This is a genomic window from Adlercreutzia sp. CNCM I-6207 (assembly GCF_977072305.1).
The window spans coordinates 77918-101722 of record NZ_CDRVLZ010000006.1 but is presented as its reverse complement, the minus strand read 5'-3'; the positions used below and the strand labels follow the sequence as shown (position 1 = coordinate 101722).

Here is a 23805-nt window from a genome sequence, read left to right as displayed (position 1 = left end):
CAATCGATGGCAACGCCGGGTCGCGGGACGGCTAAAGTGATGTTGATCGACGATGACAAGAGCCTACATGTGCTTATGCGGCGCATTATGGAGGGCGCTGGATATCGGTTTTGCGGTGCCATGGATGGCGTTGCGGGATTGGCTCTTCTCGCGGATGAGAAACCCGACTTGCTGCTGCTGGATGTGATGATGCCCGGTATGAACGGTTTCGAGGTGTGTCGCACCATGCGTGAGGGTGGACGGCGCATTCCCGTTATATTTCTCTCGGCCAAAGGCGATATCGTCGATAAGTCCATCGGCTTCAACGCCGGGGGCGATGACTATGTGGTAAAGCCGTTCAGTTCCGATGAGTTGCTGTTGCGGGTGCAGGCGCACCTGCGTCGCCATCGAGACGACCTCGCGTTTGCGAAGGCGGTCAGCCGCGAGGGAACAAGCCACACGGGCGATCTGGAGATACGCTTCAATCAGTACGAAGCGTACCTTCGCGGTGAGCCTGTGAACTTGACGGCCAAGGAGTTCGAGATTCTGGCTCTTTTAGCGGCTAATCCAGGGCAAGTGTTTACGCGCTCTCAGATTTACGAGCATATCTGGGGCGAGGATTCTTCAGTCGACGAGAGCACCATCACCGTTTTCATGCGCAAGATCCGCGAGAAGATCGAGGACAATCCCTCGCAGCCGAAGTATCTTCTCACGGTTTGGCGCGTCGGCTACAAGTTCGCAGAGAAGGTGTGAAGATGGCTTATGTCGAAAGAAAGGCCGAGCTGGCCGCCAGTGAGAATGCCTTCAAACGCGAGGTTGAGAAATTCGGTCTACCCTTCGAGAAAGAGGAGAGCCAGTTTCGTCGTCTGCGTAGCGAAGCGGCGAGTTCTGCGAGCGCTCGCTGCGAGAACGGGGGCGCGAGCCTCGTGCGCGGTTGGTTGTCGCCGGCTTGTGTTGCCTGCAGAAAAGGAGAGCGTTCGGCGACATTTTTCATATCCCTTCAGTGCACGCGATCCTGTTATTTCTGTTTTAATCCCAACCAAGAGGATTACGCCTACCACTGTCTCCATTGTCGCGATATTGCCGAAGAGCTGCGTCGCGCTCATCGAGAGGGGAAGGAGTTCGCCTATCTTGCGGTAACTGGAGGAGAGCCCTGCCTTCACCCCGAGGAACTCTGTGCTTTCGTGGCCGTTGCCAAGGACCTTTATTCGAATGCCCATGTGCGGATTTACACTAGCGGCGATCGACTTACAGATGATCTTATGGATGAGTTGAGCTGCCTCGGTCTCGACGAGATTCGTTTCAGCGTTAAACCCGAAGAAAGTCCTGAAGCTCTTGAGGAATTGCTGGGTCTGATTCGACGGGCAGTGGCGTGCTTTCCGGCCGTCATGGTGGAAATGCCGGTTATTCCTGGCTCTCTTGAGGACATGAAGGCGCTCCTTGCGTCGCTTGACGCCATAGGAGTCAAAGGCATCAACCTCCTCGAGTTCTGCTTTCCCTTGCATAACGGAGAGGAATTTGGTCGTCGGGGGTTCTGTCTGAGGGCTCGACCCTATGAGATACTCTATAACTACTGGTATGCGGGCGGCCTTGCCGTTGCAGGAAGCGAGGCTGAGGCTCTCCAGCTGCTTCGTTTCGCTCACGATGGACAGCTGAAATTGGGAGTGCACTATTGCAGCCTTGACAATAAACATACCGGACAGATTTACCAGCAGAACAAGATACTGCTGCGAGAGCCTGTTGCGCAGATGTTCCCCTGGCTCTCACTTGAGCGCGACGGATATTTCGCTCGCTGCGCTAAGGTGTTCGACGATGATGTTTGGCGAGTCCGGGAAATCTTGTATGCTCTTCGGGAATCGAGCGCGATAGAAGTTTCTGGAAGCAATGACGTGTCGGGGTGGTGTTATCTCAACGAGGCCGCCGATATGCTCTCCTTTCCATTAAGGTGGGCTGAGATGGTGCATCAGCGAGATGGTTCGATCGAGATAGCGGAAAGTTTCAATGTTCTTGAGCCGGCGGACGATGGTATCGCTGTCCGTGAAGTGGAGCTGAGGCGCTTTCGCGTCAATTGTGGGCTTTGAGGCGCCCCTGCGGGCCACGCCGACGCCTGTGCTACCATAGCGGGCAAACCTTTGAGGGCCCGCACAAGGCGGCCCCGCCCGTGAAGGAGGAGCACCGAACCCATGAGAGTTACCGAGAAAAAGCTGGCCGACGGCGTCATCAAGCTGGACTGCGAGGCGACGGCCATCGAGGTGAACAACGCCCTGAAGGAGGCCGGCGAGGCCTTCGCGATGTCCATGGGCGTGCGCCCCATGCCGGGCAAGACCATCGAGCAGCTCTGCCAGGAGCAGCTGGGCATCAGCGACTTGGACAAGATCGTCGAGACGAACGCCATCGAGGTGCTCGTGCCCCGCGCCCTCGACCGCCGCAACCTCGTGCCGGCCTTTCCGCCGAAGGCAACCCCGCAGGTGAAGTTCGAGCGCGGCAAGAAGTTCTCGTTCACCCTGAACGTCACCGTGAAGCCCACCTACGAGCTCACGAGCTACGAGCCGGTGGAGATCACCGTGGCGCCCTTCGTCTTCGACGAGAGCCCCATCCACCAGCAGCTGGAGGAGATCGCGAAGAACTCCGTCACCTACGTGGTGGCCGACGCCAAGCCGCTTGCGGCGGGGGACGCCTGCTCCATCGCCATGAAGTGCTTCGACGACGGCGAGGAGATCAAGGCGCTCACCTGCGAGGACCGCACCTACCTCATGGGTCGCGGGTACATGCCAGAAGGCTTCGACGAGGCGCTCGTCGGCATGGAGCCGGGCCAGACCAAGGAGTTCACCTTCGAGGCTCCCTTGGGCACCGAGAACGGGGAAGTGGTGAACAAGCCCATCTCCTGCACCGTCACCGTGAAGGAGATCCAGCAGGAAGTCGTGCCGATCATCGACGACGCTTGGGTGAAGACGAACATGCCCATGTTCGCGAGCCGCGAGGCGCTCATCGCCGATATGCGCCGCGTTTTCGAGGCCCAGCAGCGCGAGGCCTACGAGGGCTACGTGCAGCAGATGGCCGTGGGCCAGCTCACGCGCCGCTTCGAGGGCCGCATCGCCGACGAGATCTACGAGGCCACGCGCGACCAGCTCATGCAGAACCTGCGCATGGAGCTTCAGCAGGCCGGCATGACCTGGGAGCAGTTCGTGGCCCAAAACGGCGGCGAGCAGCAGTTCGGCATGATGCTCATGATGCAGACCCGCGAGGTGCTGGTGCAGGGCTTCTGCCTGGACGCGGTGTACCGCCACGAGCACATGACGCTGACCGACAAGGATCTGGAGGACGCCTGCCTGGGCATGAATCCCCAGGGCAATCCCAAGATGATGCGCCAGCAGCTGGAGGACTCGGGTCGCGGCTTCGCTCTGCGCGAGACGGCCGAGCGCCTGAAGGCCGCCCGCTTCGTGGCCTCCCAGGCGAAGATCACCGTAGCCGACGCGCCCGCGGCACCCGCTGACGCGCCCACGGCGCCCGCCGACGAGGCGAAGGCGGCCGACGAGAACTAGCTTACGGGCCGATATCGGCCTTGCGCCATAACCACACGCCAGGGCGGGGGCTTCCCCGCCCGTTTCTATGAAGGACGTACTCTCTGTGTCTAAGAAGCCCGCGCCCCAATCTCATCGCAGTCCCAAGCGCCCGGAAAAGGGCGCTCCGAAAAACGCGCGTCCCTCCCTGCCGGCTTCGGCGTTCCTGCCCACCACGCGGGCTGAGGCCGATGCGCGCGGCTGGGGGCAGCTCGACTTCGTCTACGTCTCCGGCGACGCCTACGTGGATCATCCCTCCTTCGGGAGCGCCATCATCACGCGGGTGCTGGAATCCCACGGCTACAAGGTGGGCTTCATCGCCCAGCCCGATTGGAACGACCCGGAAAGCATCGCGGTGTTCGGCGAGCCGCGGCTGGGATTCCTCGTGTCGGCGGGCAACATGGACTCCATGGTGAACCACTACACGGTGAACAAGAAGCGCCGCCACGACGACGCCTACACGCCGGGCGGCAAGGGCGGCGCGCGCCCCAACCACGCGGCCGTGGTCTATTCGAACCTCATTCGCCGCACCTTCAAGGAAACGCCCATCATTTTGGGCGGCATCGAGGCGAGTTTGCGCCGGCTCGCCCATTACGACTACTGGTCCGATTCCCTCAAGCGCTCCATCTTGCTTGATTCCGGGGCCGATCTCATCTCCTACGGCATGGGGGAGCGCTCTATCGTCGAGATTGCCGATGCCCTCGCCGCGGGCCTTTCCGTGAGCGACCTCACCTTCATCGATGGCACGGTGTTTCGCACCCGTTCGCTGGAACACGTGGTTGACTACGAGATGTTGCCCAGTTGGGAAGAGGTTTCGGGCGACAAGCGCGCCTTCGCGGAGAGCTTCGCCACCCAGTACCGCGCGAGCGACCCGGTGTGTGGCAGTCGCTTGGTGGAGACCTATCCCCATGGCGTGTATGTCGTGCAGAACCCGCCGGCTGCGCCGCTGACCCAAAATGAGATGGACGCCGTCTACCGCCTGCCCTATGCGCGCACGTGGCATCCTTCCTACGACGAGGCCGGCGGCGTGCCGGCGCTTTCCGAGGTGAAGTTCTCGCTCACCTCCTGCCGCGGCTGCTTCGGCGAGTGCGCCTTCTGCGCGCTCACTTTCCACCAGGGGCGCATCGTCACGGGCCGCTCCCACGAGTCGCTGCTCGACGAGGCCCGCGTCATGACGGCCGATCCCGAGTTCAAGGGCTACATCCACGATGTGGGAGGTCCCACGGCCAACTTCCGCGGGCCGGCTTGCGCCAAGCAGCGCACACGAGGCGCCTGCACAGACCGCCGCTGTTTGGGCACGAAGCCCTGCCCGGCAATGAAGGCCGATCATCGCGATTACACGGGTCTTCTGCGCAAGCTGCGGAAGCTGCCCGGCGTGAAGAAGGTGTTCGTGCGCTCCGGCATTCGCTTCGACTACGTCATGGCCGACCCCGATCCCGATCGCACGTTTCTGCGCGAGCTGGTCGAGCACCACGTATCCGGCCAGCTGCGCGTGGCCCCCGAGCATGTGTCCGACACCGTGCTTGCTGCCATGGGCAAGCCGCCTCGGGCCGTCTATGACGCGTTCTGCGACGCTTTTGAGGAAATCAATCGCGAGACGGGCAAGAAGCAGTTCGTCGTGCCCTATCTCATGTCGTCGCATCCGGGCAGCACGTTGGCCGAGGCCATCGAGCTGGCCGAGTACGTGCGCGACATGGGCTTCAACCCCGAGCAGGTGCAGGATTTCTACCCCACGCCCTCGACGATTTCCACGTGCATGTACTACACGGGCCTCGATCCGCTCACCATGGAACCCATTTACGTGCCGAGGACCCCGCATGAGAAGGCCCTGCAACGGGCGCTCATCCAGTACCGCAACCCCGCCAACTACGATTTGGTGCGCGAGGCACTCGTGAAGGCTGGGCGGACCGACCTCATCGGCTGGGATGAGCAGTGTCTCATCCGTCCCAAGCGCCCCAAGAAGAGGGAAGGGGAGGACGGCGGTGCCCCGCGCAAGGGGAAGGGAAGGTTTGCGAAGGGCGGACCTGCCAAGGGAGCACCTTCCAACCGTCCCGGCCCTGCTTCGGCTCAGCGCGCCGGCAAGCCGCCCAAGGCCAACGGTCGCAAAGGCGGCATCCGCAAAGGTCGTTAAGTCGCCTATTCCCGTGACGAGCCTAAGTGTGCGGGAAATGTGACGGTTGGCCGCTTGTCGAAAAAGTTCTTGAGGCGGTTGCCCCCCACCCCTATAATGCTTCTTTGCGTCTGTGTGCCCAGCGATGGATACACCCGGGCGCGTGGCAAGACGGCGTCGCAGCGTAGAGCCTCCATCTGCGCCGGTCGGCAATCGCCTGGCCACTACCGTAGGGGAGGTTTCGGTGTGCGGAGAGGCGCGCGAGCGGAAACTCCAAAGGAAAGGGGCGCACGTGTCCCGCTGGTTGCCGTTACCGGCCGGCGAGCGCGGAAGCCCGAAGTCAAGAAAGGTTGTTACTGTGGGAATCAAACAGTACAAGCCGACGAGCCCCGGCCGACGTTTCCAGACGGTCTCCGATTTCTCGGAGATCACCACGTCCAAGCCGGAGAAGTCTCTTCTGGCCCCGAAGCCGAAGAAGGCCGGTCGCAACTGCTATGGCCGCATCACCACCCGTCACCAGGGCGGCGGCAACAAGCAGCGCTACCGCATCATCGACTTCAAGCGCAACAAGGACGGCGTGCCCGCCAAGGTTGCCACCATCGAGTACGATCCCAACCGCTCGGCCCGTATCGCTCTTTTGCACTACGTTGATGGCGAGAAGCGCTACATCATCCATCCGAAGGGCCTGAAGGTCGGCGACATCGTGGTCTCCGGTCCGGAAGCCGACATCAAGCCGGGCAACGCTCTGCCTTTGGCGAATATCCCCGTCGGTACGCTGATCCACAACGTGGAGCTGCAGCCGGGTAAGGGTGCCGCTATCGCCCGTTCCGCCGGCACTTCCATCCAGCTCATGGGCAAGGAGGGCAACTACGCCATCCTGCGCATGCCCTCTTCCGAGATGCGCCGCGTGCTCATCACCTGCCGCGCCACCATCGGCGAGGTGGGCAACGCCGAGCACTCCAACATCAAGATCGGCAAGGCCGGCCGCAAGCGCTGGATGGGCGTTCGTCCCTCTGTCCGCGGTACGGTTATGAACCCGGTCGACCATCCGCACGGCGGCGGCGAGGGCAAGAACAAGTCCGCTGGTCGTCACCCGGTCACCCCCTGGGGCGTGCCGACCAAGGGCCATCGCACCCGCAACAAGAAGAAGGCCTCGAGCCGTCTCATCATCCGTCGTCGCAAGAAGTAGCGGAATCCTAAGGAGTCATAGTGAGCAGAAGTTTGAAAAAGGGTCCTTTCGTAGAACCGCGCCTTCTTGCCCGCATCGAGGCAATGAACGCGGCCGGCGAAAAGGAAGTCATCAAGACATGGTCTCGCGCGAGCACCATCTTCCCGGAAATGGTGGGTCACACCATCGCCGTGTACGATGGCCGCAAGCACGTGCCGGTCTACGTTACCGAGTCCATGGTTGGCCACAAGCTGGGCGAGTTCTCGCCGACCCGTACCTTCAAGGGTCATGCGGCCGACAAGAAGAAGCGATAGGGCATAGGTGAGAAGTTACATGGAAACTAAAGCAGTATCGCGTTACGTCCGCATCGCTCCCCGCAAGGCCCGCATCGTGGTCGACCTGGTTCGCGGCAAGTCCGTGCCCCAGGCCCGCGAGATCCTGGCGTTCTGCGAGCGCGCCGCCGCGGAGACCGTCGTGAAGACGCTGAACTCCGCCGTGGCCAACGCCGAGCACAACAATCACCTTCGCGGCGACAACCTGGTGGTCAAGGCCGCCTACGTCGACGAAGGCCCGACCCTGAAGCGCATCCGTCCCCGCGCCAAGGGCTCCGCGTCGCGCATCAACAAGCGCACGTGCCACATCACCATTGTCGTCGCACCCCGAGAGGAGGCATAAGGTCCATGGGTCAGAAAGTCAGCCCTACCGGATTCCGCCTCGGTATCACCGAGGATTGGCGCAGCCGCTGGTACGCCGGTAAGGATTACGCCAAGACGCTCGAGAACGATATCGCCATCCGCAAGTTTCTCGACAAGCAGCTCGCCCGTGCCTCTGTGTCTCGCGTGGACATCGAGCGCGCCGGCGACAAGATCAAGGTGACCATCACCACGGCGCGCCCCGGCGTGGTCATCGGCAAGAAGGGCGCCGAGATCGACGCTCTGCGCAAGAAGCTCGAGAAGGTCGCCGACGGCCCGGTCTCCATCGACGTGGTCGAGGTGAAGCGTCCCGAGCTGGACGCCGAGCTCATCGCCCAGTCCGTGGCCGAGCAGCTCGAGGGCCGCGTGGCCTTCCGCCGTGCCATGCGCAAGGCCGTGCAGTCCGCCATGAAGTCCGGTGCCAAGGGTATCCGCATCCAGTGCTCCGGTCGTCTGGGCGGCGCCGAGATGAGCCGCCGCGAGTGGTACCGCGAGGGTCGCGTGCCGCTGCACACCCTCCGCGCGAAGATCGACTACGGCTTCGCCACCGCCGCCACCACCATGGGCTCCATCGGCGTACAGGTGTGGGTGTACCACGGCGAGGTGCTGCCGGGCCAGAAGGCTCCCCAGCCCGCGCTCGAGGGTTCGTCCCGCCCGAACCGTTCCCGTCGTAATGATCGCCGCGAGAGGGGTGACAAGTAAATGCTCGTACCTAAGCGCGTAAAGCACCGCAAGGTGCAGCGTGGTTCCATGAAGGGCAAGGCCAAAGGTGGCACCCGTCTGAACCACGGCGAGTATGGCATCCAGGCCCTCGAGGCCCACTGGATCACCAACCGTCAGATCGAGGCAGCTCGTATTGCCATGACCCGTCACATGAAGCGTGGCGGCAAGGTCTGGATCACGATCTTCCCCGACAAGCCCATCACCTCCAAGCCCGCCGAGACCCGCATGGGTTCCGGTAAGGGCAACCCCGAGGGCTGGGTCGCTGTCGTGAAGCCCGGCCGCATCATGTTCGAGATCGCCGGCGTCGATGACGAGACCGCCCGCGAGGCTCTGCGTCTGGCCATCAACAAGCTGCCCATCAAGTGCAAGATCGTCACTCGTGAAACGGAGGGGCAGCAATAATGAAAGCAGCAGAGATTCGTGAACTTTCTGCCGAAGACCTGCAGGTGAAGCTGAAGGAGGCCAAGGCGGAGCTGTTCAACCTTCGCTTCCAGATGGCCACCAGCCAGCTGGACAACACTGCCCGCGTCAAGCAGGTTAAGAAGGACATCGCGCGCATCATGACTGAGATGCGGGCTCGCGAGCTGAGCGCGTAGCTTAAGGAAGGTGCAAGAAATGACTGAAGAGCGCAATCTGCGTAAAGTACGTCAGGGCGTCGTCGTCAGCGATGCCAACGACAAGACCATCGTGGTGGCCGTCGAGGAGCGCAAGCCCCATCCCATCTACAAGAAGATGATCACCTCCACCAAGAAGTTCCATGCCCATGACGAGAACAACGAGGCCGGCGTCGGCGACACCGTTCAGATCATGGAGACGCGCCCGCTGTCCAAGATGAAGCGCTGGCGTTTGCTGAAGATCGTCGAGAAGGCCAAATAGTTTGAGTGCTCCGGCACGAGGACTATTGATAAGGAAAGTAGGAACATCACATGATTCAGATGCAATCCATGCTCGCCGTGGCCGACAACTCCGGCGCTCGCAAGGTGCAGTGCATCAAGGTCCTGGGCGGCTCGAAGCGCCGCTATGCGGGCCTCGGTGACGTGATCATCTGCAGCGTCAAGGAAGCGATGCCCAACGGCAACGTCAAGAAGGGCGAGGTCGTGCGTTGCGTGATCGTGCGCGTGAAGAAGGAAGTCCGTCGCGCCGACGGCTCCTACATCCGCTTCGATCAGAACGCCGCCGTGCTCATCAACAACGACGGTTCTCCGCGCGGCACCCGTATCTTCGGGCCCGTCGCCCGCGAGCTGCGCGACAAGAAGTACATGAAGATCGTGTCTCTGGCACCGGAAACGCTGTAGGGGAGGTGTCAGAATGGCTCAGAACAAGATGACGATCCGCAAGGGCGACACCGTCAAGGTCATCGCCGGCAAGGACCGCGGCAAGACTGGAAAGGTGCTGCGCTCGGTGCCCGAGAAGTCCCGCGTGGTCGTGGAGAAGGTGAACATGGTCAAGAAGGCCATGCGCCCGACCCAGGCCAACCCCCAGGGCGGCATTTCTACCGTCGAGGCGCCCATCCACGTGTCCAACGTGATGCTCGTGTGCCCCAGCTGCGGCGAGGCCACCCGCGTGGCCCGTCGCCGCGAGGACGGCAAGCTCGTCCGCGTCTGCAAGAAGTGCGGCAAGGACATCCCCGCCGTCGAGGCCTAAGATAAGGCACTCAAGGCTCTGAACAGACCGCCTGCTACCGAATTTGTGTAGCGGGCGGTTTTTACTTGGAAAGTGTCTCGTTTTGTGGGACAATTTCCAATCGCGCGCAAGCGCCATGGCCCTGGGAAGGTCCCAGGGACGCCGGGTCGGAAATCCGGCGTTTAATCCATCGGAGAAAGGTTTGAAGAAAGATGGCTGATACCCCCCGCCTCAAGGTGAAGTACCAGACCGAGATCGTCCCCGCGCTCGTCGAGCAGCTCGGCATCAAGAACATCAACTGCGTGCCGAAGCTGGAGAAGATCGTCGTGAACATGGGCGTCGGCGCCGCCGCCGGCGATTCCAAGCTGCTTGATGCCGCCATGAACGACATGCGCATCATCACCGGCCAGCAGCCCTGTGTGACCCGCGCCAAGAAGTCCATCGCCGGCTTCCATGTGCGCGAGGGCCAGGCCATCGGCTGCAAGGTGACCCTGCGCGGCGACCGCATGTGGGAGTTCCTCGATCGCCTGCTGGCTACCGCCCTTCCGCGCGTCCGCGACTTCCGCGGCATCTCGCCGAAGAGCTTCGACGGCCGCGGCAACTACACCCTGGGCATCACCGAGCAGCTCATCTTCCCGGAGATCGAGTACGACAAGATCGATCGCACCCGCGGCATGGACATCACCTTCGTGACCAATGCCGGCGACAACGATTCCGCGTTCGCTCTTCTGTCCGCCCTCGGGTTCCCGTTCAAGAGCAAGTAAACCGACCGGGGCCCACTTATGCCCCGCGTCGCGCAACCTCGGTCACAAGTCCGCGATAAGGCTGCGGGCTTAAGGACATAAAGAAAGAAGGACATGCATGGCTAAGAAATCGATGATCGCCAAAGCCAAGCGCGAGCCGAAGTTCTCTACGCGTCAGCACAACCGCTGCACCCGTTGCGGACGTCCCCGCGCCTACTATCGCAAGTTCGGCCTGTGCCGTATTTGCGTGCGTGAGTTGGCTAACAAAGGCGAGCTGCCCGGCGTGACCAAGGCTTCCTGGTAGAAGACGCGGACGCTAAGGGTGTGCCGACGTTAAAGGCGGAGGCGCTATGGGCGCCGACGAACCGAACGCCGGTTCATCACGGATCAAAGGAGAAAACAAACATGACAATGACCGACCCCATCGCAGACATGCTTACGCGTGTGCGTAACGCCCAGTCTGCCGGCAAGGACACCGTGTCCATGCCGACGAGCAAGAAGCTCGTCGAGATCGTGCGCATTATGGAGCAGGAAGGCTACATCCAGCGCTTCGATGTCATCGACGGCGAGCCCCGCGGCACCCTTGAGATCACCCTCAAGTACGGCCCGAAGAAGGCCAAGACCATCCGCGGCATCAAGCGCATCTCCAAGCCGGGTCTGCGCATCTATGCCGGCAAGGACGATCTGCCCCGCGTGCTCGGCGGCCTCGGCACGGCAATTATCTCGACCAGTCGCGGCGTCATGACCGACCGCGATGCCCGCAAGCAGGGCATCGGCGGCGAGGTCATCGCCTATCTGTGGTAGGAAAGGAAGGTATCTAGTATGTCTCGTATCGGCAAGATGCCCATCCCCGTTCCTGCCGGCGTCGATGTGACCATCGACGGCCAGACGGTGACGGTGAAGGGCCCCAAGGGGGAGCTTACCCGCACGTTCCTGCCGTCCATGACCATCACCCGCGACGGCGATGAGCTTATCGTCACCCGTCCCGACGACACCCGTGAGTCCAAGAGCGCCCACGGCCTGACCCGCACCCTTCTCGCCAACATGGTGGAGGGCGTGTCGAACGGCTTCTCCAAGAAGCTGCAGCTCGTCGGCGTTGGCTATCGTGCCGCACTCAAGGGCAAGGATCTCGAGATGCAGCTCGGCTACTCCCATCCCGTGCTGGTGGAGGCTCCCGAGAACATCACCTTCGAGGTGCCCTCTCAGACCGAGATCGTCGTGTCCGGTCCGAGCAAGGAGCAGGTCGGCCAGGTTGCCGCGAACATCCGCAAGTGGCGCAAGCCGGAGCCCTACAAGGGCAAGGGCATTCGCTACGAGGGCGAGCATGTCCGCCGCAAGGCTGGCAAGGCCGGCAAAGACTAAGTGCCTATTCGGTAGCTGATTGAAGGGATTAAACCTATGAATAAGCAACAGGAGAAGCAGGCCCGTCTTGCCCGTCGCCATCGTCGCGTGCGCGGCAAGATCTCCGGCACTGCAGCTCGCCCGCGTCTGTGCGTGACGCGGAGCAACAGCAACATGTACGTGCAGGTCATCGATGACGTGGCCCACACCACCATCTGCGGCGTCTCTACCCTCGGGGAGGCCTTCAAGGCCACCGGCAAGAGCGGCGCGACCGTCGAGGGCGCAGCCGAGCTCGGCACCATCGTTGGCAAGTTGGCTCAGGAAAACGGCGTGACGGAAGTTGTGTTCGACCGTGGCGGCCACCTGTATCATGGGCGCGTGAAGGCTCTGGCCGAAGCTGCCCGTGAAGCAGGATTGAAATTCTAGAAGGGGTTTTAGCTTATGGCTCGTAACAACAACCGTCAGCAGGAGAGCACGACTCCTGAGCTTCAGGAGCGCGTGGTCTTCATCAATCGCGTCGCGAAGACCGTCAAGGGCGGCCGTCGCATGCAGCTCTCGGCCCTGGTCGTCGTCGGCGACGGCAACGGCCGCGTGGGCGTGGGCATGGGCAAGTCCGCCGAGGTGCCCACCGCCATCAAGAAGGGCGTCGAGGACGCGAAGAAGAACATGTTCACCGTCCCTGTGACCGCCGAGGGCTCGGTGCCCCACGAGATCATGGGCGAGTACGGTGCCGGCCGCGTGCTGATCAAGCCCGCTGTTCCCGGTACCGGTGTGCTCGCCGGTGGCCCGGTTCGCGCCATCATGGAGCTGGCCGGCGTTCAGAACGTGATCACCAAGTCGCTGGGCACGGACAACGCCATGAACATCGTGAAGGCTGCCGCCGAGGGTCTCAAGAACATGGAGAGCCCCGTCCAGGTCGCCGAGCGCCGCGGCATCTCCGTGGCCGAGATGTTCGGCGGGAAGGAGAACTAATGGCTGAGACGAACAAGACGCTGCGCCTCACCCAGGTGAAGAGCGCCATCGGCCGCAAGCCGAACCAGGGTCGCACCCTGCGCGCGCTGGGCCTGCACGGCATCGGCAGCACCACCGAGCAGGTGGACAACGAGAGCGTGCGCGGGATGATTTTCACGGTTAAGCACTTGATTGAAGTTGAGGAAATCTAAATTTCCCCAACTTCAATCCCGACGCTGCGGTTCCGACAGGCACCTGGCCTTGCCCCTTGTTTGGGGCACGGCGTTGGCCTAAGCCAACTTGGCCCCAAGGCGGGGCAATTCCAGGCACCTGTCGCAACCTCGCTGACTCCCTTGGGCGAACCAGTGAGTCTATGAATTTAATAATGTGTCGGGATGAAAGATGACAATCGGCGTGTCTGAACAGACACGCCGTTGCCATGATAGATGGAAGTTTGCTAGCGGCGAGCTGCTAGCACTGACTGAGGGAAGAGAAAATCCCCGGTCAGAGAGCGAAAAGGAGATTTACTTACATGGAACTCAAGGATCTGCGCCCGGCCGAGGGCTCGACGAAGAACCGCAAGCGCGTGGGCCGCGGCCCCGCTTCCGGCACCGGTAAGACCGCCGGTCGCGGCATGAACGGCCAGAAGTCCCGTGCCGGTGGCGGCAAGGGTGCCGGCTTCGAGGGCGGCCAGACGCCGCTCGCCCGTCGTCTGCCGAAGCTGCCCGGCTTCCGCAACTTCAACCGTGTGGAGTACCTGCCCGTGAACGTCAGCCGTCTCGATGCCAAGTTCGAGGCCGGCGACGTGGTGGATGGCGAGTCCCTGAAGGCCAAGGGCATCATCAAGCATGCCGACGCGCTGGTGAAGGTGCTCGGCGACGGCGAGATCACCAAGGCTCTCACTGTCCGCGTCGATAAGGTGTCCGCTTCCGCCAAGGCGAAGATCGAGGCGGCCGGAGGAAAGGTCGAAGAGCCTTGCTAAGCTCAATCATTGACGCATTCAAGGTTCCGGAGCTGCGCAAGAAGATCCTCTTCACCTTGGCTATTCTTGCGCTGTACCGCTTCGGTGCCTACGTGCCGGTGCCGGGCATTCCCTTCCATGAGTTTGCCACGGCCTTCCAGGACACGGGCGTGGCTATGACCATGCTCGACCTGTTCACCGGTGGCGCGCTGTCGAACTTCTCGGTGTTCTCGCTCGGCATCATGCCCTACATCACCGCATCCATCATCATGCAGCTGATGCAGGGCGTCATCCCCGCCGTGGGCCGCTGGGCTCGCGAGGGGGACACGGGCCGTCGCAAGATCACCCAGGTGACCCGCTACCTGACGCTGGGTCTCGGCCTCATCAACGCGGTGGGCTACCTGCTGCTGTTCAAGTCGCCGGCCTACGGTGTGCAGTTCTCCACGGAGGTGCCCGAGGCGCTCACGAACATCATCATCGTGTTCACCTTGGTCGCCGGTACCGCCTTCATCATGTGGATGGGCGAGCTTATCACCCAGCGCGGCATCGGCAACGGCATGTCGCTCATCATCTTCGTGAGCATCGTGTCCCGCGTGCCGTCGGCCATCTTCTCGTCGGCTACCCTGACGAGCGATCTGGGCACGGGCATCGCGCTCACCATCGTGATTTTGGCCGTGGTGCTCGTCTGCATCCCGCTGATCATTTTCGTGGAGCGCGCCCAGCGCCGCATTCCGGTCAACTACGCCAAGCGCGTCCAGGGCCGCAAGATGATGGGTGGCCAGTCCACCTACATTCCGCTGAAGGTGAACGCGGCCGGCGTTATCCCGATCATCTTCGCGAGCTGCATCATCTACTTCCCGGCGCAGCTGGCGGCGATCTTCAACGTCGATTGGTTGACCACCTTCGCGAACTGGTGCTCCACCGGCTGGCTGAACTGGCTGCTCACCGTTGCACTCATCGTGTTCTTCGCGTACTTCTACACCTCCATGGTATTCAATCCGGAGGAGACGGCGGACAACATCCGCAAGCAGGGCGGCTTCATCCCCGGCGTGCGTCCGGGCACGGCCACGGTGCAGTACATCAAGAACGTGATCAACCGCGTGACGCTGCCCGGCGGCATCTTCATCGCGCTGATCGCGGTTGTGCCCACCATCATCTTCTACTTCACCAACAACCAGCTCATCCAGGCCTTCGGCGGTACGTCCATCCTCATTATGATCGGCGTGGCGCTTGACACCATGAGCAAGGTGGAGAGCCAGTTGAAGATGTACAACTACGAAGGCTTCTTTAAGTAAGGCGGACGCGCAGTCCGAATAGGAAAGGATGTTTGCTATGAACATCGTGCTTTTGGGGGCGCCGGGTGCCGGCAAGGGTACTCAGGCCGCCAAGCTGGTGGAGGAGTTCTCCACGCCCCATATCTCCACGGGCGACATGCTGCGCGCCGCCGTGGCCGCCGGCACCGAGCTGGGCCAGAAGGCCAAGTCCTACATGGACGCCGGCGACTTGGTGCCCGACGACGTCATCATCGGCCTGGTGACCGAGCGCCTGCAGGACGACGACACGGCCGCTGGCTTCATCCTGGACGGCTTCCCGCGCACCTCGGCTCAGGCTGTGGCGCTGGACGCGGAGCTCTCCAAGTTGGGCCGTCCGCTGGACGCCGCCCTGCTCATCGATGTGGATCCCGAGGTCATTGTGGCCCGTCTCACCTCTCGTCGCATGTGCCGCGACTGCGGCTACATCGGCAGCGCCGCCGACGGCGACGCCTGCCCCAAGTGCGGCGGCGAGATGTACCAGCGCGACGACGACAACGAGGCCACGGTGCGCAACCGTCTCGACGTGTACGAGACGTCCACGAGCCCGCTGATCGACTACTACCGCGGCTGCGAGCTGCTCGTCACCATCGACGGCGACCGCGACCCGAACGTGGTGTACGCCGACGTCAAGGAGGCCCTCGACCTGTAGGCCGGAGAACGCGCAGCCAAACCCGTAGGGGGCGACCTTGGTCGCCCCTTTTTTGTCGTGCGCTGTCGTTCTGCTTGCGAGGGCTGACCAAGGTCAGCCCCTACGGTATAATCTCCCTCATGCCCACTGTGCGCGAGAACATAGCCTACACCTTCGAGCATTTCATGCTCGTCTACCGCGGTACCTTGTTGAAGGTGGCCCGGGCGGTGGCGATCATTGCTCTTATCGCCCTGGCGTTGGAGGTCTTCGTCTTCAATATCAACTTCTTCACTTCGTCGGGCTATCGAACCATCAACTTGGACGACCGTATTCAGCTCCAGCGCAACGACGAGGGTGCCTTTCTGCTCACTGATGTGGATCACACGCTCGAGTTCTCCAGCCTGAACACCGAGGTGCGCAACATCCGCATCGATTTCAACGCCGATCAGCCGGCCCAGAACATCGCCGTGAAGATCCAGTTCACCGACTCGGCCCACCAGACCTATTTCGACACCACGGAGTACACCGTCGGCATCCCCGATGCGAGCGTGTCCACGGTGGTGGATCCGAGCAAGTTCATCAACCTGCAGACCGCCGGGTATGTGGAGAACTTGCGCATCGAGGTAGTGGGGGAGGACGTCTCCTACCCCATCCTCTTGAACGGCGTTTCCCTGAATGCCCACCGCCCCTTCGCCTTCAACCCGTTGCGCTTTGTGGCCGTTTTCGGGCTGCTGCTTTTGGGCTACGCGTTCCGTCCCAAGTCGGCCATCTACCGCATTCGCATTGTCGAGAACCCGCGCAAGTCGAAGGCGGGCATCATCTTCGCCGTGGCCATCGAGCTGGCGCTTACGACGACGTTCCTCTTCTACGGCTCGAACCTCGTGGGCGTGGCCACCTCTTCCTACAACTACGGCGCTTGGAACGGCACGTCGCTCGTGAACACCTTCGAGGTGGGCGGCGACAACGCCCAGCAGTACGCCATGCTGGCCCAGGCCATGGCCAAAGGCCAGCTGTATCTGGAGGAGGAGCCGCCCCAGTGGCTCAAGGACATGGAGGATCCCTACGACAAGGGCGCCCGCGACGAGGCCCAGAAGGAGACCGGCGAGCCCTACCTGTTCGATGTGGCCTACCACGACGGGCACTACTACGTCTACTTCGGCGTGGTGCCGGTGCTGCTGTTCTACCTGCCCTTCTATCTGCTCACCGGGGCCAATTTCCCCACGGCCATCGGCGTGCTCGTCATGGCGCTGCTGTTCATCTTGGGGGCCACGGCCCTTCTCGACCGATTCGCCCGCTACCATTTCCGCTCGGTGAGCCTCGGCGTGTACCTGCTGCTTCAGATACCGCTCGTGTTCTGTTGCGGCATCATGTACCTCGTGAAGTTCCCGACCTTCTACTCCCTGCCCATCATGTGCGGCCTGGCGTTCTCGGTGTGGGGCCTGTATTGCTGGATGCGCTCGCGGCTCGCCGCGCACAAGTGCGGCTGGCTGTTCGCCGGGTCGCTGTGCATGGCGCTCGTGGCTGGCTGCCGTCCCCAGCTGCTCGTGCTGTCACTTCTGGCCTTCCCGCTGTTCTGGCGCACCTACATCACCGAGCGCCGGCTGGCCACCCGCCGGGGTATCGTGGAGTTCGCCTGCCTGGCGGCCCCCTACGTTTTGGTGGCCGCGGGCATCATGGCCTACAACTACGCGCGCTTCGGCTCGCTGACCGATTTCGGCGCGAACTACAACCTGACGGTGAACGACATGACCAAGCGCGGCATGAACGTCGGTCGCCTGGCCCCGGCGTTCTTCACCTACTTCCTACAGCCGCCCTGCATGACCGGCGTCTTCCCGTTTTTGCAGCCGGCGCTCTTCGAGACCACCTACATGGGACAGACCATCAAGGAAGTGACCTTCGGCGGCATTCTCGCCTGCCTGCCCATTTTGTGGGTGCTCGCCTTCACGCGGCGCATTCTGGGGATGCGGGCGCGTCAGGCCGAGACGCGTACCATCTTCGGCATCATCGTGGTGCTGGTGGCCTCCGGCGTGCTCGTGGCGCTGCTCGATGCGGAGCTAGCGGGCATCCTGCAGCGGTACTATGCCGATTTCAGCTTCATGTTCCTGGCCGCCGCCGTGCTTCTGTGCTTCGTGGTGAACGAGTCGCTGGCCGACCGGGCGGCCCTTCACGATCTCATGCTGAAGCTTCTGCTCGTGCTCGTCGGCGTATCGGTGGCCTACAGCGCCCTGCTCTGCCTTGCCCCGGAAACCGGCTGGTACTCGGATGTGTACCCGTGGGCCTACCAGGGGCTGCTCGACGCGGTGGTCTTCTGGCGCTAAATGGGATCGGCGTCGCGCATGGGCGTCGTGCCGAGGAAGTTGAGTCCCGTGGCCGAGATGGGGTCGTAGTCGTCCAGCTGGGCCGTCCACCAGGCCGTGGCCGTCTCGCGATGAAACAGCGGATAGAGGGGCACCTCGGCGGCGATGATGTCGAAGCATTGGTTCCACAGGGGCTGCTGCTCGTCCTCGGAGGTCTTCGACCGCGCCTCGGCCAGAAGTTCTGCCATCTCCGCGAAGGCCGGGGTGGTGGCCCAGCGGCTGCGGGCGCGCGTCCACACGTTGTCGCCGTACCACCAGCTGATGATGAGGTCGGCGTCGTTTCCGAAGCACGACGGGTCGCCGGGGGAGAGCACGACGTCGAAGGGCAGAAGCGTGCCCGGCTCCGGTTCCGTGGATAGGTCCGCAAACAGGGCCGTCGTGTCCAGGAGCACCACCTCGGCGGTGACGCCCACGGCCTTCCAGTCCTCTGCGATGGCGGGGGCGAGCGTGCTCACCCAGTTGTCGTTCGCGCGCAAGGTCAGCGCCAGCTCATCGACGCCGGCCTCGGCCAGAAGTTTGCGCGCTTTCTCCGGGTCGTAGCTGTAGACCGTGGCCGCGCGGTGGTAATGCCGGAAGTAATCGGGCAGAAGGGACGTGGCCGCCCGCGCGTGGCCCGCCATGTACGTGCCGATGAGCGAGTCGACGTCGATGGCGTACAGCAGCGCCTGGCGCACGCGCACGTCGTCGAAGGGCGGCTTCTCGCAGTTGAACATGAGGAAGGGGAGGTTGAACCCGGGCACCCATTCCACCGTGGCCCCCGCATCGGCCAGCTCCTCGGCGCGCACGACCGGGGCGGCCTCCATGACCATGACGTCTTTGTCGATAAGCTCGTCAGTGCGGCGCGTATCGTCCAGCAGCACCGACCATTCCATGCGCTCGCAGGTGGCTGGCCAAGGGCCGGTGTAGCGGTGGTTCGCCGTGAAGGAGATGCGGCCCCCGTCGGCGGCGTTGATGGTCTCGTAGCACCACGGACCCGAGCCGACGGGTTTGCTTGCCAGCTCCTCGTCGGTGATCGTCGCCGGGAACACGCGAACGAGGGCCAGGCGCTCCTGCAGCACCGAGCCCATGGGGGCGTTCAGTTTGAAGTGCACCGTGCGCTCGTCGGGGGCCGACACTGCCGTGATGAACGAGAGGAACGCGCCGTACAGGTCGCTTTCGCCGTTGCGCTCGAAGGCGTTCACGACATCGGCGGAGGTGAGCGGCGAGCCGTCGGAGAAGACGGTGTCCTCGCGCAGGGTCACCTCGTATTCCAAGTCGTCTATCTGAACGGGCGCGTCGGCTGCCAGGCCGCACTCGGCCCGATAGGTATGCATGTTCAGCTCGTAGAGCCCCTCGAAGACGTGCCAGCCGGCCGCGAGAAAGACGCCGGAGCTCGTGCCGATGGGGTTCGGATCGCTCCCCTCGTAGGCCACGGCGGCCGTGAGCGTTCGGGCCACGCCGCTCTGCGCGGCCACGGGCTCGGTGGGCGCGTTGTCGTCGGCCGGATCTGCCGGTGCGGGCCCGGGCTCGATGGGCTGCTCCACCGAGCAGCCGGCCAGCGTCAACGCGCCTCCGGCCGCCAGCGCCGCCGTCCCGGCCACAAAGGCCCGCCGCGTGAGGGGGAAGTTCAGCATCGTAAAGGCTCCTTCTTTGTTTTCCGCAGCCTATTATATAGAAAGTTGGAGCAGCTCGAAGAAAGCCCATGACAAAGATGCAGGTGCCCCGCCGACCGACGGGGATAAGCCTAGCGCGGCCCGCCCGTGCGTTGACGGCGCGTTGGCGCGCGCGGGCTGCTAATATCGGACAGGTATTTCTGTTCGCAGAGCAAATCCGACCCGCATCGTCGGACGCGCTTCGTCCCTCCGACCTCTCCGCGACAGTACCACCCGCGCGTTGAGCGACGAGGCCGCAAGCCGGCCGATGCCGTGCGGGCCAGATAAGGAGAGGAACATGACGAGAGAACTCAAGTCGATGGACGGCAACAACGCCGCAGCGCATGTCTCGTATGCGTTCACGGAGGTTGCCGGCATCTACCCGATCACGCCTTCCAGCCCCATGGCCGACTTCGTCGACATCTGGGCCGCCCAGGGCCGCAAGAACATCTTCGGCACCACGGTGAAGGTGTGCGAGATGCAGTCCGAGGGCGGCGCGGCCGGCGCGGTTCACGGCTCTCTGGCCACCGGCGCGCTGACCACCACCTACACGGCCAGTCAGGGCCTGCTCCTCATGATCCCCAACATGTACAAGATCGCCGCCGAGCAGTTGCCGACCGTCTTCCACGTGTCGGCCCGCACCGTCTCCACCCAGGCGCTCAACATCTTCGGCGACCACTCCGACGTCATGGCCTGCCGCCAGACCGGTTTCGCGATGCTCGCCGAGGGCAACGTGCAGGAGGTCATGGATCTGTCCGCCGTGGCGCACCTTGCCGCCATCAAGGGCCGCGTTCCCTTCCTGAACTTCTTCGACGGCTTCCGCACCTCCCATGAGATCCAGAAGATCCAGGTGTGGGACTACGACGACCTCGCCGAGATGTGCGACATGGATGCCGTGCGCTCCTTCCGCGAGCACTCCCTGAACCCGGAGCGCCCGGCCATGCGCGGCTCCCATGAGAACGGCGACATCTTCTTCCAGCACCGCGAGTCCTGCAACTCCATCTACAACGACCTGCCGGCCGTGGTGGAGGAGTACATGGAGAAGGTGAACGCGAAGCTGGGCACCAACTACCAGCTGTTCAACTACTACGGTGCCCCGGATGCCGAGCGCGTCATCGTGGCCATGGGCTCCATCTGCGACGTGGCCGAGGAGGTCATCGACTACCTCACCGCCCAGGGCGAGAAGGTGGGCCTCGTGAAGGTGCGCTTGTACCGCCCCTTCGTCACCGAGAAGTTCGTGGCCGCCCTGCCCGAGACGGTGAAGAAGATCGCCGTGCTCGACCGCACCAAGGAGCCCGGCTCCATTGGCGAGCCCCTGTACATGGACGTCGTGAACGCGCTGTCCGTGGAAGGCCGCGAGGGCATCACCGTCATCGGCGGCCGCTACGGCCTCGGTTCCAAGGACACTCCGCCGTCCTCCGTGTTCGCCGTGTACACCGAGCTTGAGAAGGACGCGCCGCGCCGCCAGTTCACCATCGGCATCGTCGACGACGTGACGAACTTGTCGCTGCCGGAGGTTCCCGCCCCCAACACCGCCGCCCCCGGCACCATCGAGTGCAAGTTCTGGGGCCTCGGCGGCGACGGCACCGTGGGCGCGAACAAGAACTCCATCAAGATCATCGGCGACCACACCGACAAGTACGTTCAGGCCTACTTCCAGTACGACTCGAAGAAGACCGGCGGCGTGACCATCTCGCACCTGCGCTTCGGCGACAGCCCCATCCGCAGCCCCTACTACGTGAACAAGGCCGACTTCGTGGCCTGCCACAACCCCTCCTACATCACCAAGGACTTCCCCATCGTGCGCGATGTGAAGCCCGGCGGCGCCCTGCTCATCAACTGCCAGTGGACGCCCGAGGAGTTGGAGGAGCACCTGTCGGCCGCCGCTAAGCGCTACATCGCCGAGAACGACATCAAGCTCTACCTCATCAACGCCATCGATTTGGCCATCGAGATCGGCATGGGCAAGCGCACCAACACCATCCTGCAGTCCGCCTTCTTCACTCTGGCGAAGGTCATGCCGCAGGAGGAGGCCATCCAGTACATGAAGGATGCCGCCACGAAGTCCTACGCCAAGAAGGGCGCCGACATCGTGGACATGAACCACAAGGCCATTGACGCCGGCGCCACTGCCTTCGTGCAGGTGGACGTGCCCGAGGCGTGGAAGACGGCCGAAGCGGCGCCAAAGACCTCCGACATCGATGGCCGTCCCGAGACGGTGGCGCTCGTCACCAACGTCATGGAGCCCGTGGCCCGCATGGACGGCGACTCGCTGCCCGTGTCCGCCTTCGTCGGCTACGAGGACGGCCAGTTCCCGCTGGGTGCTTCGGCCTATGAGAAGCGCGGCGTGGCCGTGTCGGTGCCTGAGTGGAACCCCGATACCTGCATCCAGTGCAACCAGTGCTCCTTCGTCTGCCCCCACGCCACCATCCGTCCCTTCGCGCTGACCGACGCCGAGATGGCGCAGGCTCCGGCCCAGACCAAGCACGTGCCGGTGAAGGGCAAGGTGGGCGCTGACATGCAGTACGTGCTGGCCGTGTCGCCGCTGGATTGCATGGGCTGCGGCCTGTGCGTCATCCAGTGCCCGACCGACTCGCTCACCATGATGCCCATCGCCGATGAGCTGGACGAGCAGCCGGTGTTCGACTACTGCGTGAACAAGGTGGCGGCCAAGCCTGAGCTCGAGGGCACGTCGGTGAAGGCGAGCCAGTTTAAGAAGCCGCTGCTTGAGTTCTCCGGCTCCTGTGCCGGTTGCGCCCAGACCTCCTATGCGCGCCTGGTCACCCAGCTGTTCGGCGACCGCATGTACATTGCCAACGCCACGGGATGCTCCTCCATCTGGGGCGGTCCGGCGGCCACCTCTCCTTACACGGTGAATGCCGACGGCCACGGCCCGGCCTGGTCCAACTCGCTGTTCGAGGACAACGCGGAGCACGGCATGGGCATGCTTCTGGGTTATGAGGCTGTGCAGGACAAGGTCGTGGTCGATTCCGAGGCGCTCATCGAGTGCGCCGGAGCGGCCGGTGAGCTGGCCGACGCGGCCCGCGCGTGGCTTGAGGCCCGCACGGATGCCGAGGCCTCCAAGACGACGGCTGCGGCTTATGTGGCGGCCTTGACGACGGCGGCCGAGGGCACCGGCGAGGTGGCCGAGCTGGCGGCAGGCATCCTGGCCAACAAGGAGTACCTGACCAAGAAGTCCGTGTGGATCTTCGGCGGCGACGGCTGGGCCTACGACATCGGCTACGGCGGACTCGACCACGTGCTCGCCTCCGGCAAGGACGTGAACGTGTTCGTGTTCGACACCGAGGTGTACTCCAACACCGGCGGCCAGGCCTCCAAGGCCTCTAATCTCGGCCAGGTGGCGCAGTTCGCCGCCGCCGGCAAGGACGTGAAGAAGAAGTCGCTGGCCGAGATCGCCATGACCTACGGCTACGTGTACGTGGCTCAGGTGGCCATGGGCGCGAACCTCAACCAGACCATTAAGGCCATCACCGAGGCCGAGGCCTATCCGGGTCCCTCGCTCATCATCGGCTACAGCCCGTGCGAGATGCACTCCATCAAGGGCGGCATGACCAACTGTCAGACCGAGATGAAGAAGGCCGTCGACTGCGGCTACTGGAACCTGCTGCGCTTCAACCCCGAGGGCGCTCCGGGCAAGAAGCTCGTCATCGACTCGAAGGATCCGGCCGAGGGCGAGTACCAGAACTTCCTCATGAACGAGGCCCGCTACAGCCGCCTGACCCGCGAGTTCCCCGAGCGCGCCGAGGAGCTGTTCGCCGAGAACGAGCAGGCCGCCATGGCCCGCTGGTCGCACCTGCAGAAGCTTAAGGACCTCTACGCCGCCGAGTAGGTGCTCGCGGACAGATCGCCTCACCCGAAGGGAGTCGGCCTTTGCGCCGGCTCCCTTTTTCTACCCTTACCAGCTGGTAATCTTCCTTACTGAATTACCAGGGCGGTTACCTTCATGGTATCTTGTTGACCGCAGAACCGCTCCGTATATTTGTCCTTGCAAGAGCCAGGGCGCG

At 63.1% G+C, this 23805-nt stretch carries 26 protein-coding genes; 25 read left to right on the top strand and 1 reads right to left on the bottom strand.

Annotation, left to right across the window (positions count from 1 at the left end):
* Positions 1-39: 39 nt before the first annotated feature.
* The 24 genes from ACW4QM_RS04825 (at position 40) to ACW4QM_RS04710 (ending at position 18110) form a co-directional block, all read left to right on the top strand.
* Positions 40-732: a response regulator transcription factor gene (locus ACW4QM_RS04825; RefSeq protein ID WP_455798242.1), complete on the top strand. Its 693-nt coding sequence runs from the start codon at positions 40-42 to the stop codon at positions 730-732.
* A gap of 2 nt (positions 733-734) precedes the next feature.
* The gene (locus tag ACW4QM_RS04820) at positions 735-2060 is read left to right on the top strand and encodes a radical SAM protein (protein ID WP_455798227.1); all 1326 of its coding nucleotides are present in this window, start codon (positions 735-737) and stop codon (positions 2058-2060) included.
* 102 nt (positions 2061-2162) lie between these two features.
* Positions 2163-3521 carry a trigger factor gene (locus ACW4QM_RS04815; RefSeq protein WP_455798226.1) on the top strand — a complete coding sequence of 453 codons (1359 nt, stop codon included), beginning with the start codon at positions 2163-2165 and terminating at the stop codon, positions 3519-3521.
* A gap of 85 nt (positions 3522-3606) precedes the next feature.
* Positions 3607-5670, top strand: a complete 2064-nt coding sequence (locus ACW4QM_RS04810) for a YgiQ family radical SAM protein (protein ID WP_455798225.1) — start codon at positions 3607-3609, stop codon at positions 5668-5670.
* A gap of 337 nt (positions 5671-6007) precedes the next feature.
* A complete protein-coding gene (gene rplB, locus ACW4QM_RS04805) occupies positions 6008-6838 on the top strand; it encodes a 50S ribosomal protein L2 (protein ID WP_022740333.1) in 831 nt (276 codons plus the stop codon).
* Positions 6839-6858: 20 nt separating this feature from the next.
* A complete protein-coding gene (rpsS, locus tag ACW4QM_RS04800) occupies positions 6859-7131 on the top strand; it encodes a 30S ribosomal protein S19 (protein WP_022740332.1) in 273 nt (90 codons plus the stop codon).
* 19 nt (positions 7132-7150) lie between these two features.
* Positions 7151-7492: a 50S ribosomal protein L22 gene (rplV, locus tag ACW4QM_RS04795; protein ID WP_114539954.1), complete on the top strand. Its 342-nt coding sequence runs from the start codon at positions 7151-7153 to the stop codon at positions 7490-7492.
* A gap of 5 nt (positions 7493-7497) precedes the next feature.
* Positions 7498-8211, top strand: coding sequence for a 30S ribosomal protein S3 (gene rpsC, locus ACW4QM_RS04790; RefSeq protein WP_022740330.1), 714 nt, complete (start codon positions 7498-7500; stop codon positions 8209-8211).
* Positions 8212-8634: a 50S ribosomal protein L16 gene (gene rplP / locus ACW4QM_RS04785; RefSeq protein ID WP_016309215.1), complete on the top strand. Its 423-nt coding sequence runs from the start codon at positions 8212-8214 to the stop codon at positions 8632-8634.
* The gene (gene rpmC, locus ACW4QM_RS04780; RefSeq protein ID WP_016309214.1) at positions 8634-8828 is read left to right on the top strand and encodes a 50S ribosomal protein L29; all 195 of its coding nucleotides are present in this window, start codon (positions 8634-8636) and stop codon (positions 8826-8828) included. Before rplP ends, rpmC begins: the two co-directional genes overlap by 1 nt.
* A 19-nt stretch (positions 8829-8847) precedes the next feature.
* Positions 8848-9108 carry a 30S ribosomal protein S17 gene (gene rpsQ / locus ACW4QM_RS04775; protein WP_016309213.1) on the top strand — a complete coding sequence of 87 codons (261 nt, stop codon included), beginning with the start codon at positions 8848-8850 and terminating at the stop codon, positions 9106-9108.
* 50 nt (positions 9109-9158) lie between these two features.
* On the top strand, positions 9159-9527 hold the full coding sequence (rplN, locus tag ACW4QM_RS04770) for a 50S ribosomal protein L14 (protein WP_022740329.1): 369 nt from the start codon (positions 9159-9161) through the stop codon (positions 9525-9527).
* Between the two features lie 13 nt (positions 9528-9540).
* A complete protein-coding gene (gene rplX / locus ACW4QM_RS04765; protein ID WP_022740328.1) occupies positions 9541-9876 on the top strand; it encodes a 50S ribosomal protein L24 in 336 nt (111 codons plus the stop codon).
* Positions 9877-10067: 191 nt separating this feature from the next.
* Complete coding sequence (gene rplE / locus ACW4QM_RS04760) at positions 10068-10619, top strand: 50S ribosomal protein L5 (protein WP_041714614.1); 552 nt, start codon at positions 10068-10070, stop codon at positions 10617-10619.
* A 97-nt stretch (positions 10620-10716) separates the two neighbouring features.
* Entirely contained in the window at positions 10717-10902 is a 186-nt protein-coding gene (locus tag ACW4QM_RS04755) for a type Z 30S ribosomal protein S14 (protein WP_013980746.1), read from the top strand.
* 101 nt (positions 10903-11003) lie between these two features.
* Positions 11004-11402 (top strand): 30S ribosomal protein S8, encoded by a 399-nt coding sequence (rpsH, locus tag ACW4QM_RS04750; protein ID WP_022740326.1) that lies wholly within the window; start codon positions 11004-11006, stop codon positions 11400-11402.
* A gap of 18 nt (positions 11403-11420) precedes the next feature.
* Entirely contained in the window at positions 11421-11960 is a 540-nt protein-coding gene (gene rplF, locus ACW4QM_RS04745) for a 50S ribosomal protein L6 (RefSeq protein ID WP_022740325.1), read from the top strand.
* A 36-nt stretch (positions 11961-11996) separates the two neighbouring features.
* Positions 11997-12365 carry a 50S ribosomal protein L18 gene (rplR, locus tag ACW4QM_RS04740; RefSeq protein ID WP_016309207.1) on the top strand — a complete coding sequence of 123 codons (369 nt, stop codon included), beginning with the start codon at positions 11997-11999 and terminating at the stop codon, positions 12363-12365.
* A gap of 15 nt (positions 12366-12380) precedes the next feature.
* Positions 12381-12911, top strand: coding sequence for a 30S ribosomal protein S5 (rpsE, locus tag ACW4QM_RS04735; protein WP_022740324.1), 531 nt, complete (start codon positions 12381-12383; stop codon positions 12909-12911).
* Entirely contained in the window at positions 12911-13102 is a 192-nt protein-coding gene (gene rpmD / locus ACW4QM_RS04730) for a 50S ribosomal protein L30 (RefSeq protein ID WP_022740323.1), read from the top strand. The genes rpsE and rpmD overlap by 1 nt, the downstream gene beginning before the upstream one ends.
* Positions 13103-13422: 320 nt before the next feature.
* Positions 13423-13872 (top strand): 50S ribosomal protein L15, encoded by a 450-nt coding sequence (rplO, locus tag ACW4QM_RS04725; RefSeq protein WP_022740322.1) that lies wholly within the window; start codon positions 13423-13425, stop codon positions 13870-13872.
* Positions 13866-15146 (top strand): preprotein translocase subunit SecY, encoded by a 1281-nt coding sequence (gene secY / locus ACW4QM_RS04720; RefSeq protein ID WP_173112366.1) that lies wholly within the window; start codon positions 13866-13868, stop codon positions 15144-15146. The genes rplO and secY overlap by 7 nt, the downstream gene beginning before the upstream one ends.
* A 37-nt stretch (positions 15147-15183) precedes the next feature.
* A complete protein-coding gene (locus ACW4QM_RS04715) occupies positions 15184-15813 on the top strand; it encodes an adenylate kinase (protein ID WP_157012270.1) in 630 nt (209 codons plus the stop codon).
* Between the two features lie 119 nt (positions 15814-15932).
* Positions 15933-18110, top strand: coding sequence for a cytochrome C oxidase Cbb3 (locus tag ACW4QM_RS04710; RefSeq protein WP_173112369.1), 2178 nt, complete (start codon positions 15933-15935; stop codon positions 18108-18110).
* Here the strand turns inward: ACW4QM_RS04710 and ACW4QM_RS04705 are convergent.
* A complete protein-coding gene (locus ACW4QM_RS04705) occupies positions 18107-19762 on the bottom strand; it encodes an ABC transporter substrate-binding protein (protein ID WP_227070485.1) in 1656 nt (551 codons plus the stop codon). The two genes, ACW4QM_RS04710 and ACW4QM_RS04705, sit on opposite strands and share 4 nt — an antisense overlap.
* Before the next feature lie 316 nt (positions 19763-20078).
* Between ACW4QM_RS04705 and nifJ the strand changes: the two genes are divergently transcribed.
* On the top strand, positions 20079-23630 hold the full coding sequence (nifJ, locus tag ACW4QM_RS04700; protein WP_302222612.1) for a pyruvate:ferredoxin (flavodoxin) oxidoreductase: 3552 nt from the start codon (positions 20079-20081) through the stop codon (positions 23628-23630).
* Positions 23631-23805: the final 175 nt, after the last annotated feature.